12 protein-coding genes and 2 tRNA genes are annotated in these 13,340 nt (G+C 51.3%); 12 read left to right on the forward strand and 2 right to left on the reverse strand.

The features are described from left to right. The first annotated feature begins 77 nt into the window (after window positions 1-77). From CWE23_RS06885 to CWE23_RS06915, 7 genes are read left to right on the forward strand one after another with little or no spacing between them, the layout of a single operon-like run. Window positions 78-2,102 carry an NADPH-dependent 2,4-dienoyl-CoA reductase gene (locus CWE23_RS06885; RefSeq protein WP_126819870.1) on the forward strand — a complete coding sequence of 675 codons (2,025 nt, stop codon included), beginning with the start codon at window positions 78-80 and terminating at the stop codon, window positions 2,100-2,102. Window position 2,103: 1 nt separating this feature from the next. Then, entirely contained in the window at window positions 2,104-2,931 is an 828-nt protein-coding gene (locus CWE23_RS06890; RefSeq protein ID WP_105306822.1) for a PHP domain-containing protein, read from the forward strand. A gap of 14 nt (window positions 2,932-2,945) precedes the next feature. Beyond that, complete coding sequence (locus CWE23_RS06895; RefSeq protein WP_105306821.1) at window positions 2,946-3,569, forward strand: L-threonylcarbamoyladenylate synthase; 624 nt, start codon at window positions 2,946-2,948, stop codon at window positions 3,567-3,569. Window positions 3,570-3,580: 11 nt separating this feature from the next. Then, the gene (locus CWE23_RS06900; RefSeq protein WP_105306820.1) at window positions 3,581-4,393 is read left to right on the forward strand and encodes a segregation and condensation protein A; all 813 of its coding nucleotides are present in this window, start codon (window positions 3,581-3,583) and stop codon (window positions 4,391-4,393) included. Further along, entirely contained in the window at window positions 4,371-4,946 is a 576-nt protein-coding gene (gene scpB, locus CWE23_RS06905; RefSeq protein WP_420809956.1) for an SMC-Scp complex subunit ScpB, read from the forward strand. Before CWE23_RS06900 ends, scpB begins: the two co-directional genes overlap by 23 nt. Next, window positions 4,939-5,811 carry a 23S rRNA pseudouridine(2605) synthase RluB gene (rluB, locus tag CWE23_RS06910; RefSeq protein ID WP_126819871.1) on the forward strand — a complete coding sequence of 291 codons (873 nt, stop codon included), beginning with the start codon at window positions 4,939-4,941 and terminating at the stop codon, window positions 5,809-5,811. The genes scpB and rluB overlap by 8 nt, the downstream gene beginning before the upstream one ends. Before the next feature lies 1 nt (window position 5,812). Continuing rightward, the gene (locus tag CWE23_RS06915) at window positions 5,813-6,817 is read left to right on the forward strand and encodes an agmatine deiminase family protein (protein ID WP_126819872.1); all 1,005 of its coding nucleotides are present in this window, start codon (window positions 5,813-5,815) and stop codon (window positions 6,815-6,817) included. Here the strand turns inward: CWE23_RS06915 and CWE23_RS06920 are convergent. Both CWE23_RS06920 and CWE23_RS06925 read right to left on the reverse strand, forming a co-directional pair. After that, entirely contained in the window at window positions 6,756-8,585 is a 1,830-nt protein-coding gene (locus tag CWE23_RS06920) for a tetratricopeptide repeat-containing diguanylate cyclase (protein WP_126819873.1), read from the reverse strand. The genes CWE23_RS06915 and CWE23_RS06920 overlap by 62 nt on opposite strands. Before the next feature lie 111 nt (window positions 8,586-8,696). Further along, entirely contained in the window at window positions 8,697-9,425 is a 729-nt protein-coding gene (locus CWE23_RS06925; protein WP_105306817.1) for an SIMPL domain-containing protein, read from the reverse strand. Window positions 9,426-9,467: 42 nt separating this feature from the next. Between CWE23_RS06925 and CWE23_RS06930 the strand changes: the two genes are divergently transcribed. The 5 genes from CWE23_RS06930 (at window position 9,468) to CWE23_RS06950 (ending at window position 13,332) form a co-directional block, all read left to right on the forward strand. Continuing rightward, window positions 9,468-9,956, forward strand: coding sequence for a regulatory protein RecX (locus CWE23_RS06930; RefSeq protein WP_126819874.1), 489 nt, complete (start codon window positions 9,468-9,470; stop codon window positions 9,954-9,956). A gap of 70 nt (window positions 9,957-10,026) precedes the next feature. Then, window positions 10,027-12,630, forward strand: a complete 2,604-nt coding sequence (gene alaS / locus CWE23_RS06935; RefSeq protein WP_126819875.1) for an alanine--tRNA ligase — start codon at window positions 10,027-10,029, stop codon at window positions 12,628-12,630. A 119-nt stretch (window positions 12,631-12,749) separates the two neighbouring features. Next, the gene (gene csrA / locus CWE23_RS06940) at window positions 12,750-12,941 is read left to right on the forward strand and encodes a carbon storage regulator CsrA (RefSeq protein ID WP_105306814.1); all 192 of its coding nucleotides are present in this window, start codon (window positions 12,750-12,752) and stop codon (window positions 12,939-12,941) included. A gap of 196 nt (window positions 12,942-13,137) precedes the next feature. Next, window positions 13,138-13,230 (forward strand) — tRNA-Ser (locus CWE23_RS06945). Window positions 13,231-13,255: 25 nt separating this feature from the next. After that, window positions 13,256-13,332: transfer RNA gene (locus CWE23_RS06950), tRNA-Arg, on the forward strand. The last annotated feature ends 8 nt before the right edge of the window (window positions 13,333-13,340 follow it).

Here is a 13,340-nt window from a genome sequence, read left to right on the forward strand (position 1 = left end):
CGTTTTAAACTTGAGCAACGTCGCCGTTGCGAGTAAAGTGTGGTAAAAATCAAACACCCGTTTAAAAAGAGGCTGTCGTGACACAATCATCTTATCCGCATCTGTTTGAACCACTGGATTTGGGCTTTACGCAACTGAAAAACCGCGTGCTTATGGGCTCTATGCACACAGGGTTAGAAGAAGAAAAAGGCGGTTTTGATAAACTCGCTGCGTTTTATGAAGAACGCGCCCGCGGTGGTGTCGGGTTGATTGTTACCGGCGGTATCAGCCCCAATTTTCGTGGCCGTTTGGCGCCGTTTGGCAGTGAAATGTCGCGTCCGTGGCACGTTGCTAAGCATCGCAAGGTGACCGAACGTGTGCACCAATACGGCGCTAAAATTTGCATGCAGATCCTGCATGCCGGACGTTACAGTTATCATCCGTTCAGCCTTGCTCCGAGTGCGGTAAAAGCACCGATCAACCCGTTTAAACCTAAAGCAATGAGTGAACGGCAGATCGTTAACACCATCAAACACTATGCGCGCGCCGCTCGCTTGGCGCAAAAAGCGGGCTATGACGGTGTTGAAGTGATGGGGTCGGAAGGTTATCTGATCAATCAATTTTTGTGTCCGCGCACTAATCAGCGCAATGATGGCTGGGGTGGTTCGTTTGAAAACCGCATGCGCCTGGCGCTGGAAATTGTTGATGCCGTACGCGCCAGGGTCGGCAATGACTTTATTATTATTTTCCGGCTGTCGATGCTGGATCTAGTGGAAGATGGTCATACTCTGGATGAGGTGCTGCAGTTAGGCAAAGCACTGGAGCAGGCCGGTGTCACCATCATCAATACCGGCATTGGCTGGCATGAGGCTCGGGTACCAACCATCGTGACCTCTGTACCGCGAGCGGCGTTCAGTTGGATAACCGAGCGAGTGCGCCGTGAACTGACGGTGCCGGTGGTGGCGGTAAACCGAATTAATACACCGGAGATTGCGGAAACCATTCTGGCGTCCGGGCAAGCGGATATGGTGTCGATGGCGAGGCCGCTGCTGGCCGATCCTGAATTCGTCAATAAAGCACAACGTCAGCAGGCCGACAAAATTAATACCTGCATTGCTTGCAACCAGGCCTGTCTGGATCATGTGTTTGAAAACAAACGCGCCAGTTGTCTGGTGAATCCTCGCGCCTGCTACGAGACCGAGTTGGTGGTCACCCAAGCCAAACGTAAGAAGCGGGTGGCGGTGGTTGGTGCGGGTCCGGCTGGACTGGCGTTTGCCTGCACGGCGGCCGAGCGCGGCCACGACGTGCATTTATTTGATAAAGCCGATGCGATTGGTGGGCAGTTTAATTACGCGAAGCAAATTCCGGGTAAGGAAGAGTTCTACGAAACCATCCGCTATTTTTCTGAGCGCCTGAAGGACACCGGCGTACACCTCAAACTCGGCCAGGCACAATCAGCAGATGGACTGCTGGCAGGTAATTTTGATGAGGTGGTTTTGGCGACCGGGGTGGTGCCTCGGCGCATTGATATTCCGGGCGTTGAACTGCCGCACGTATTGGGCTATCTGGATGTGCTGCGCGATCACAAAGCGGTGGGCTCGAAAGTGGCGGTTATTGGTGCCGGTGGTATTGGTTTTGATGTTTCCGAATATTTGACCACCGAAAAATCACTGTCACTGGATGAAGCTGAATGGTCGCGGCGCTGGGGCATCGATAAATCGTACCAGCAACGTGGCGGCCTGCAAGCGCCGCAGCCGGAATCAAGTCCGCGAGAGGTGTGGTTGTTACAGCGAAAAGACTCGAAAGTTGGTAAAGGGCTGGGTAAGACCTCAGGTTGGGTACACCGGAGCGAACTGAAAAGCAAAAATGTGCACATGTGGAACGGTGTCACTTATCATCGAATTGTGCCCGAGGGAATCGAGATCGAACGCAATGGCGAACGCACCTTGCTGAGCGTGGATAATGTCATCATTTGTGCCGGTCAGGTGCCGATGCGTGATTTGCAGCAACAATTGTTGGAGGCCGGGCAGTCGGTACATCTTATTGGTGGCGCCGACGTGGCGGCCGAACTTGATGCTAAGCGGGCTATCCGGCAGGGCACCGAATTGGCGATTGAACTCTGATATGAGGATTGATCTGCATTGCCACAGTAATTACTCCGATGGCCAGTTGGCGGTGGATGAGCTTTTGCAGCGCGCCGTTGCCAACGACATTGATGTACTGGCGATCACCGACCACGATACTGTCGACGGTAGCCTCGCGGCGGCGGATTATTTGCAGCGGCAGCCGTTACCGTTAACGCTAGTTGGCGGTGTCGAACTCAGTTGTCAATGGCATGCGTTCGAAATTCATATCGTCGGTTTAAACGTTGATTGTCATCACCCAGCGCTGCAACAGTTGTTGCAGCGCCAGCAACAGGCTCGCGAACAACGCTTTACGCAGATGCTGGAAAAACTCGAAAAACGGGGGGTGATGCTGACTCGTGAAGAGTGTCGGATAAGCGCAATGCCGACCCGCAAGCACATTGCCGACGCGCTGGTCGAAAAGGGGGTGGTAGAGCGTCCGCAGCAAGCGTTTGACCGATACATTGGCAAGGGCAACAGCGCCTATGTAAAAGCACAATGGTGTGACATTGAAACCGCTATTGCCGCTATCCACGCCGCGGGCGGTGACGCCGTTTTGGCACATCCGCATGCCTACAAACTATCGAATAAGTGGCTGCGCAAGCTGTGTCAGGAAGCCAAAAGTTGGGGGCTGGACGGCATCGAAGTCAGTATCAGTCAGCAACCGCTGGGACAGCGTAATGCACTGGCTGAATTTGCCACGGATTATCAGTTAAAAGCCTCACAGGGCTCGGATTTTCATCACCCCAATGGCTGGCGAGACCTCGGCAAAAACCTTTGTCTGCCGGAGCAGTGTGTGCCAATATGGAGTGAATGGTTGCCCACCTAAGCTTGGAGGCGTAAATGAGCCAATATTTTGAAATTCATCCTGATAATCCACAAAAACGATTAGTACAGCAGGCTGTCGATATTATTCGCCGTGGCGGGGTGCTGGTGTACCCCACCGATTCGGGGTATGCGATTGGCTGTCAACTGGGTAACAAGCAGGGTGTTGATCGCATCTGCCAGATACGTAATATCGATAAAGACCATAATTTTACGCTGATGTGTCGCGATTTGTCGGAACTGTCGATTTATGCTCGTGTCGACAACGATGCGTTCCGTTTGCTGAAAAACAACACGCCGGGGCCTTACACCTTTATTCTTAAAGGCACCAAAGAAGTACCGAAACGCTTGTTAAACCCCAAACGGAAAACCATTGGTATCCGCGTGCCGACGAACCGCATTGCGCTGGCATTATTGGAAGAACTCAATGAACCGCTGATGTCGACCAGTTTGATCCTGGACGACAGTGAGTTAGCGGAAGCCGATCCGCATCAGATTCGAGCGCGGTTGGAAAAGCTGGTTGATTTGATCATTGACGGTGGTAATAAAGCCGAGCATCCCACCACGGTAGTGGATCTGTCTGAGGGGGCGCCGACCATCCGTCGTGAAGGCGCCGGTGACACCGAACCGTTCGACTTTTGAACAACAACACCATGCCGGAACAGCAGTCGTTACCACTTGGATTTGTGCGCGGCGAGCCGGTCATTGAAAAACCGGAAGACCTCTACATCCCTCCGGATGCGCTGGAAGTGATTCTGGAAACGTTTTCCGGACCGATGGATTTATTGCTGTATCTGATCCGACGGCAAAAACTGGATATTGTTGAGCTCCCGGTACTGACCATCACCCGACAGTATGTTGAATACGTCGAAATGATGAAAGAGTTGAAACTGGAGTTGGCGGCCGATTACCTGGTGATGGCGGCAATGCTGGCGGAAATCAAAAGTCGACTGTTATTACCCAAGCCTCCGCAAGAGGATGAAGAAGAGGACGATCCGCGCGCCGAGCTGGTGCGGCGACTGCAAGAGTATGAGGCGATAAGACGTGGTGCGGAATTTATTGAGCAACAGCCGCAGATTGGTCGTGACAGTTGGTTAAGTGAGATAAAAACCGATGCCAAAGACTATGTAACAGTGCCACCACCGGAGGTGACGCTGGAGGATTTGACGCTGGCGTTCAGTCGGGTACTCAATACCATCAAGCTGCAGGCTCACCACCAAATCAAACGCGAACAGTTGTCCACCCGGGCCCGGATGAGTCAGGTCTTAGAGTTGCTACAACACAACCATTACGTCAGCTTCTCACGCTTATTCAAACGCAGTGAGGGTCGAGCGGGGGCTGTGGTTAGTTTTTTAGCAATTTTGGAACTTGTGAAGGAATCAATGATAGAATTGTCGCAAATGGAGCCAATGAGTGACATTCACATTCGCTTAAAACGCCAACATGATGAATTCGAATCAGCTTAAACAGTTATTAGAAGCCGCGTTGTTTGCTCATCCGCAGCCATTATCGGCGGAACAATTGCGGCAATTGTTGCTGAATGGCAGCGAAACGTCATTGACGGCGGTAAAGAAAGCGTTGGATGAACTGCAACAAGACTATCAGGAACGTGGTGTGCAATTGGTGCAGGTGGCGTCCGGATATCGCTTCCAGACACGGGCGGAACTTGGGCAGCGGCTGGCGGGTTTGTGGCAGGAAAAACCACCACGTTATTCGCAAGCGTTATTGGAAACCTTGGCGCTGATCGTTTATCGGCAACCGATAACCCGTGGTGAAATTGAACAAGTTCGTGGTGTCAGTGTCAGCAGCAATATTATGAAAACGCTGCAGGAGCGAGGCTGGATTAAAGTGGTGGGAGTAAAAGAGGTGCCGGGACGCCCGCAACTTTATGCAACCACCAACGAATTTTTAGATGATTTTAATTTAAAAACTTTGGATGAATTGCCGGTGATTGATTCGCCGGATGAAAAACGTACCGCTGAGACAGCGACTAACGAGAGAGATTTCCTGAATGACTGAAAAGTTACAAAAAGTATTGGCACGTTCTGGCCACGGTTCACGGCGCGAAATTGAAGCAAAAATTTCGGCCGGACGCATTCGCGTTAACGGCAAAGTGGCGCGACTTGGCGAACGTATTGATGCCGATGCTCAGGTGCGGATTGATGGGCACGAAGTACAGATTAAGCCGGAAGAGGCCGTGATCTGTCGGGTGCTGATGTATCATAAGCCTGAGGGCGAACTGTGTACACGTAAAGATCCTGAAGGCCGCCCGACGGTTTATGACCGGTTACCGAAAATGTCCGGCGCGCGCTGGGTGGCGGTTGGTCGCCTGGATGTTAATACGTCTGGCTTATTGTTGTTTACCACCGACGGTGAATTGGCCAACCGATTGATGCATCCAAGTCAGCAGATTGAGCGCGAGTATGCCGTGCGTATTTTTGGTGAAGTGGATGAGGCGATGTTGCAACGTCTGCGCAAAGGTGTGCAACTGGAAGACGGGCCGGCGAAATTTAATACCATCAAAGCGGCTGGCGGCGAAGGTATTAACCGTTGGTTCCACGTTACCTTAAGCGAGGGACGTAATCGTGAAGTCCGCCGGTTATGGGAATCTCAGGAAGTTCAGGTCAGTCGTCTGATCCGTGTTCGTTATGGCGACATTCCATTAGAATCGGGGCTCCCGCAGGGGGGCTGGACAGAGTTGTCGTTGGAGGAAGTTAACTATTTGCGCAAGCAAGTTAAACTGCCGGCTGAACAACGTTCATTTATTGATCCTCGCCACAAAGAATCGAAGCAGCGGCGATTTGGAAAAATTCGTAAAGCGACCGCGAAACGCAAACAACAGTTAAAACAACAGAAGCCACGCGCAAACAAGTCGAAAAAATAGTATGCGCCATTGGTTTAAAGAGTATGCCGGCGAACAGCAACTGCTGCTCGCCGTACCTTTCCGTGATGATGTCTGGCGTGACCAGGCGAAACCTGCTCGACAAGCCCTGAGTAATCTGCGCGACAATCTGTCAGCGGTTATCGATGTCTGCTGTTTAACCCCTGAAACGGTGGCTTATGACGACATCTGGTTACGCGATACGCTGCCGTTATGGTTTATTGATGACACCCGCGACGATTGGCGCGGGCTGTTACCGCAATTTGACGGTTGGGGTGGCGTACAGTCGCATATTGAGCAGGATGCAAGGTTGTCAAAGCAGCTGTTTGGTGAGGTCGTGACCGGCACCGATTGGACGGGTGAGGGCGGCATGTTCAGCCATAACGGTGAATGGCTATTGGTCGGTTTTACCAGTTTGTGCAAGCGCAATCCCGGCTATCCCGCCGCACAACTGAAACAGCGCATCGCAGAAGATTTTGCACCGTTGCGACCCGTTTTTATCGAAACCTGTCTCAGCGCTGATGAAACCTTTGGCCATATTGATAATCTGGCGTTGTTTATTAATGATACAACGTTAATCTACAGTGCTACTGACGACCCTGAACACCCGGATTATCCTGCCTGCCGGCTTGTCCAGCAACAGCTGGCGCTGTTACCCGATCATATTCGCCAAATTGCGCTGCCGCTGCCTTACCCGCAATGGCCGACATCCCCTGAACGATCGGGACTGAAATCAGCAGCGGGGGTGATGAAACGTGACACATCCGTGGCGTTGTTGTGCAGTTACGTGAACGTGATTGTGGTCGGTCATCATTTGGTATTGCCTCAGTACGGACTGGCTGAGGACGACATCGCGCTGAGCATACTGAAGTCAGCGCTGCCGGACTATCGGATAATGACGGTGAATGCGCGCGAGTTTGTACTTGGCGGTGGCGGACTACACTGTATCAGTCACTCGCTACCGCGGCCGCTGGCGCAATCTTTAACCGTTGTCGACCATGCTCCTTAGCATCGTAAAGGACATCGTCAGCTCGCTTATATAAGGTCTCGAAGGTGTCCGATGCCGTGGCGGTTGCAAAGCCCATACTGAAGGTAATGCGGTAGCTTTCGGGCAAACCGCGGATGGGGTGCTCGTTGATGCGGTTGAGTAGACGGTTGAAAATCAGTTCCGCATCCTGTTCGGTTGCATCATACAGTACCAACAGCCACTCCTCACCGCCAAGACGGCCGAATTTATCCTGACTGCGTAAACAATCTTGAGTAACCTCAGCAAAACGTTGCAGCACTGCGTCGCCGACGTCATGGCCAAACGAGTCATTAATTTGTTTAAAGAAATCGAAATCGACAACCGCTAGAGCAAGTTGGTGCTGTCCGTGCGCGACCGCTTCCAGCCCGAGCTGACATTGCCGGACAATGGCACGACGGTTCGGTGCGCCGGTTAAATCATCTTTCAGTGCAAGCTCGGCATAACGGCGACGCGCCCGCATCTGTTGATAAAGAAAATAGCTGATCAGCAGAACGATGGCGGCACCGGAAAACAGTAGCCATAACATCAGATAATTGGAAGTCCGCTGCTCCTGTAATTGCAACTGTTGCAACTGATTCTCTTTTTGCAGTAGCTCATTGGTGGCTTCTTGCTCACGAATCTCCAGACGTACCATGATTTCCTGAATTTGCTTATTCTGCAGTGTCTGTTGGTGTTGCAACAGATAGTCGACGGATTGCTGATAGGCCGCCAGTGCCTGCTGATAGTCTTGCTGTTGCTGGAATAACCGTGATTGCAGTTCGTAAAGACGCTGTAACAGCTTGGTATCATTGAGCGTGTTGATTAATGACTGTGCCGCTTGCAGTGTCTGTTCGGCACTGATGATTTGTTGTTGCTCCAAATGAATTTCACTTTTTGCGAGCCACGCCTGCGCCTCCATCGGGTGGGCTCCGGCCGCTTTAAAAACCGGGAGTGCACGTTCTATCAGTTGCAGCGCACGTTGCTCATTACCTTGGGTATCTTCGATCTCCGCAAGTCGTTGTAGCGCATAAGCAATGCCCAATTGGTCGTCGATTTTGCGGCTCGACGCCAGCGCCTGATTAAAATACTGTCTGGCTTTCTGATAATCCGAGGTGAGCGAATAGGCCCGGCCAAGATTGTACTGAGCGACCGAAACATCCCAGTCACCAAGATGTTGCTGGGCAATCGACAGGGTATCGTGCATGTGTTGCAAAGCGATATCGTACGCACCAATTTCAAGGTAGATGGCACCTATCAGCCCATGGAACTCCATTTGCAGACGGGGGAGATCGGAGTAGCGTTGTTGCTCCAATGCCTCGAGGATTTCAAGCGCGCGGGCGACATCACCGGACTCATGAAAAACCTGGGCTTGCAGTATTTCCGCTTCGATAATGAGATTACTGTTGTCGGCATCTTTTGCGGCTTCGATGGCATAAATGGCACTGCTGGCGGCGCGTTTAAGCATACCGCGCTGGATAAAATACCAACCTTGATTAATCCGTAGCAGTGATGTTGCGGTAGGGTAATCGGCCAGTTTGGCGAAGCGCAGCCCTTCTTCAATGGCATCCTGGACATGATCTTCGTCACCGGAATAGCGCAGCGCCTCTACCCTAATTGCGTAAGCGAGGGCGAGGTCTCTGAATTGACGTTCACGATCGTATGTTTGAATCCATTCCTGTGTGGTATTGAGCCAGCGTTGCGGATGATTGCTGGCGTCAACCCGCCATTTCTGCCAGGGTTCGGCGGCGCTGCCGGCAACGCTGAAGGCCATTGCAACGAATGCTAAAACATACAATGCGATAAAGCGTGGTATTGACGTCACGGAGTCGTTGGCAGATGATTTGTTAACAAATTGTAGTACAGCGGCATACGCTTGTCCCGCTTAGTTTGTGTTTTTAATGGAAAATATGACATTCAGTCGTGCTTCAATCTGTTGTTCGCCGGGCAATGAGGGAGACTTTGAGCGAGTATCAAGCTCCGCCATTTGCATCATGATTGGCTGCGACATCGACTGTTCTTCGATGCGTAGGACACCGTCGATAATGACGCCGGCCGTATCAGCAATAAAGGTGGCTTTTTGACGGGCATTCTTAAAGGCCTGTTGCAGCGCTTGTTGATACAGTTGTTGTTGATTAGATACCTCAAACTGTACCTGACCAACACGGGTCACCCCCTGTGCCAGTGCTAAATCAATGATTTGGTCATAGAGCTCCAGTGACGGTAGCGTAACTTCCAGTGACCGCATCACGACAAAACCGCTTTGTTCACGCTTACCATCGCCGGAGGTATCGTACTGCGGATAAACATTCAACTGGTAGGAACGAATGTTGCGATCCGGTATGTCACGTTGACGCAAGTCATCAATCAGCGCAGTGGTGTATTGGTCGACTTGTGTCTTTAACGAGCTGAGTTTATTGCCGCGTTGTTCGATGGTGAAGGTCAGTGACGCCTGGTCAGGTACCGCACTGACACTGGCGGAACCGGATACTCGCAGGCCGTGGGTGTTGTCGCTCGCAGAATATGACTGCGCGAAGGAAGTAAAAGAAATGAGCAACGCCAGACAAACTGTTAATATCAGGGTTGGTTTCCAAAATGGATCGGAGTGTTTCATTATCACCTCTCTTCTTTTAATTTAATCAGTTGGAGTCCCGCTATGGATGAAAGTTCCTCAGCAAGCGATAAAACCGTATCGGATGATACTCAAGCACTGAAAGACAGCGCTTTTCGGCTACTGACCCGGCGCGAGCACAGCCGTTTTGAATTGCGTCAGAAGTTGGTTAAAAAAGGCTGGTCAAGCGCAGCGGTTGCAGAGCTGCTTGACTGGTTAAAGGCTGAGGGGTGGCAGAGCGATGAACGATTTGCGGAGAGCTTTGTTCGCGACAAACTTATGCAGGGCCAAGGACGATTAAAAATCGTGGCGCAGGCCACACAACAGCGCGGTATTGCGCGCGAACTGGTTGAGGCAGTTCTGGAACAGCAACAGCCGGACTGGCGCAGTCGTTGCCGCGCCGCGCACCAGAAAAAATTTGGTGACTCGGCACCGGAGGATCGCAAACAGTGGGCAAAGCGCGTGCGCTACTTGCAGCAAAAAGGCTTCAATGGCGATGAGATTTTCGCCGTACTCGGCGAACTCGAACGCTAGGCGAGGCTTTCGCTTCGTGATAATCTAGACAGTCAAATTCGGTTCAGGCAGAAGTTCAATAGGATGTTAAATGAGCATGAATAGCGCCCAAATTCGTGAGAAGTTTTTACAGTTTTTTGCTGAACGGGGACATGAACGTGTACCGTCAGCGTCAATGATTCCCGGTAATGATCCGACCTTATTGTTTACGAATGCCGGTATGGTGCCCTTTAAAGATGTATTTCTGGGAACCGACAAGCGCCGCTATACGCGAGCGACCTCTGCACAACGGTGCCTGCGTGCCGGGGGCAAACACAACGATTTGGAAAACGTTGGTTACACAGCCCGTCATCACACCTTCTTTGAAATGCTGGGTAACTTTAGTTTTGGTGATTACTTTAAGCGTGAAGCTATTCAGTACGCCTGGCAGTTCTTAACCGAAGAGCTCAAGTTACCGGCAGAAAAGCTGTGGGTGACTGTCTTTACCGAAGATGATGAAGCTTATGATATCTGGGCAAAAGAAATCGGAGTGCCTGAAGATCGAATTTCCCGTATTGGTGAAAAAGATAATTTCTGGTCAATGGGTGATACCGGCCCCTGTGGCCCGTGCTCAGAAGTGTTTTATGATCATGGCCCTGAGGTTTGGGGCGGCCCTCCGGGTACGCCGGAAGAAGACGGTGACCGTTACATCGAAATCTGGAACCTGGTGTTCATGCAGTATAACCGTCAGGCTGATGGCACGTTAGAACCCCTACCGGATCCATCGATTGATACGGGCATGGGATTAGAACGTATTGCTGCGATTTTACAGGGTGTTCACAGTAACTACGAAACCGATACGTTCCAGGCGCTGATAAAAGCGGCTGCACAGGCGGTTGGTGTGGATGATACCGAGAGCAAATCGCTGCGCGTCATTGCTGATCATATTCGCTCCTGTTCGTTTTTAATTGTCGATGGTGTTATGCCGTCTAACGAAGGCCGCGGTTACGTGCTACGCCGTATCATCCGTCGTGCTGTGCGTCACGGTCATTTGTTGGGGGCCAAACAGGCGTTTTTCTATAAATTGGTGGCTGAGCTTATTAATCAGATGGGAGATGCTTATCCCGAACTGAGTGAAAAGCGCCAAATTATCGAAGATGCGTTGCATCGTGAAGAACAGCAGTTTGCGAAGACACTCGAGCGCGGTCTGACGATTCTGAACGAAGAAATTGCCGGCCTTGAGGGTACAGTGATTCCCGGAGATGTGGTGTTTAAATTGTATGACACCTATGGCTTCCCGATGGATTTAACCGCAGACATCGTCCGCGAGCAGAAGCTGACCATCGACGAAGAGGGTTTTGCGCAGGCGATGGCAGAACAGCGTCAACGCGCACAACAAAGTTCACAGTTTGGCGTTGACTACAACAGCCAACTGAAATCATCGCAGCAGAGTGAATTCCTCGGCTATGACAGCAATGAAGGACATTCGACGGTTGTCGAGCTGTTCAAAAATGGCGAGTCGGTGGACGAACTGGCGGCCGGTGATGAAGGTATCGTGATTTTGTCAGCAACCCCGTTTTATGCCGAAAGCGGCGGTCAGGTGGGTGATACCGGGCGGCTGTTGCTGGCCGACGGTGAGTTTGAAGTAAGCGATACCCAATACATTGGTAAGGCGATTGCGCATCACGGTAAAGCTCATGGCGCAATCAAACGTAATGATCGCGTCGAAGCTCAAGTTGACGCACAGCGACGCGATAATATTCGCCGCAATCACTCGGCCACGCATTTGCTGCACGCAGCGCTGCGAAAGCTACTCGGCGAGCACGTAAACCAAAAAGGCTCGTTGGTTGAAGCCGAACGGATGCGTTTTGACTTTTCCCACTTTGAGCCAGTCAGTAAACAACAGATTGCCGAACTGGAGCGACAGATCAATGCGCAGATCCGTGCCAATATTGAACTCAGCACGCAGCTGATGAACATTGAAGACGCCAAACAGGCCGGTGCTATGGCGTTGTTTGGCGAGAAATACGATGATGATGTGCGCGTGGTGCGTATGGGTGACGTGTCGATGGAACTGTGTGGCGGTACCCACGTTCGCGCAACGGGCGATATTGGTTTGTTCCGTATTATCAATGAAACCGGTATTGCCTCGGGTGTACGCCGTATCGAAGTAGTTACCGGCGCAGCGGCGGTGGATTACACGCTCGGCCAGCAACGCTTGCTTGATCAGTTGGCTGCAGAGTTTAAAACCGACCACGAATCGGTTCCGGAGAAAGTGGCGCAACTGCAGTCTCGCGCAAAAGAACTGGAGCGGCAGAAAGAACAATTGCAGCAAAAACTTGCGCAACAGGCCAGTGGTGGTCTAATTAATCAAGTAACAGACATTGGTGGTGTCAAAGCAATTGTTGCCGAACTTGAGCAAACTGATCCGAAAGCACTGCGCGGTTTAGTCGACGATTTGAAGAACCAATTGGGGTCAGGTGTCGTATTACTTGCTACAGCGCAAGCTAATAAGGTGAGCTTGATTGCTGGGGTTACGAAAGATTTAACCAAACGCGTGAAAGCAGGAGATTTGGTTAATCAAGCCGCGAATGTCGTAGGTGGCAAAGGTGGCGGCCGTCCGGATATGGCGCAAGCCGGCGGTTCACAACCTGAGCACCTGAGCGAAGCATTGGCAACAGCGACAAGTTGGTTACAAAACGAACTTAAAAGTTAACGAAATTATATATGTTTCGTTATAGTGTAATTGTCGCGGATATTGTTAGACTGCCAATCAGTAGCTTAGGGAAACGTTCTAATTCGTGGTGAAGCGGGACAGTATTGAAGGAGCAAGTTATGTTGATTTTGACACGCCGAGTCGGTGAGACTCTAATGATTGGTGATGATGTATCCGTTACAGTGCTCGGAGTAAAAGGCAATCAAGTTCGTATTGGAGTGAATGCCCCAAAAGAGGTGTCTGTGCATAGGGAAGAAATCTATATGCGCATTCAGTCTGAAAAGGACGACGGCCAGACCACTGACGAATAAGTCAGACAATACCGTTCCGCTTGCCCGAGTAAAAACACTAAATGAAAAAGCCAGCGTTAAGCTGGCTTTTGTCTTTTTGGCCGGTTTTGCCTGAAAACTGGTCGAGATGGTTAAATATCCCACACTTGAACGCAGAGATGGAAAAAAGCGATTGACATTATTTCCAACCTCGCTAGAATGCACGCCACAACGTTACGGAGAGGTGGCCGAGTGGCTGAAGGCGCTCCCCTGCTAAGGGAGTATAGGGTTTATAGCCCTATCGAGGGTTCGAATCCCTCCCTCTCCGCCAGTAACGTTTAGACGTTGAAATCAGCGCGCTCGTAGCTCAGCTGGATAGAGTACCTGGCTACGAACCAGGCGGTCGGAGGTTCGAATCCTCCCGAGCGCGCCAATTTCACA

Source organism: Idiomarina aquatica, assembly GCF_003987185.1.
Taxonomy (GTDB): Bacteria; Pseudomonadota; Gammaproteobacteria; order Enterobacterales; family Alteromonadaceae; genus Idiomarina; species Idiomarina aquatica.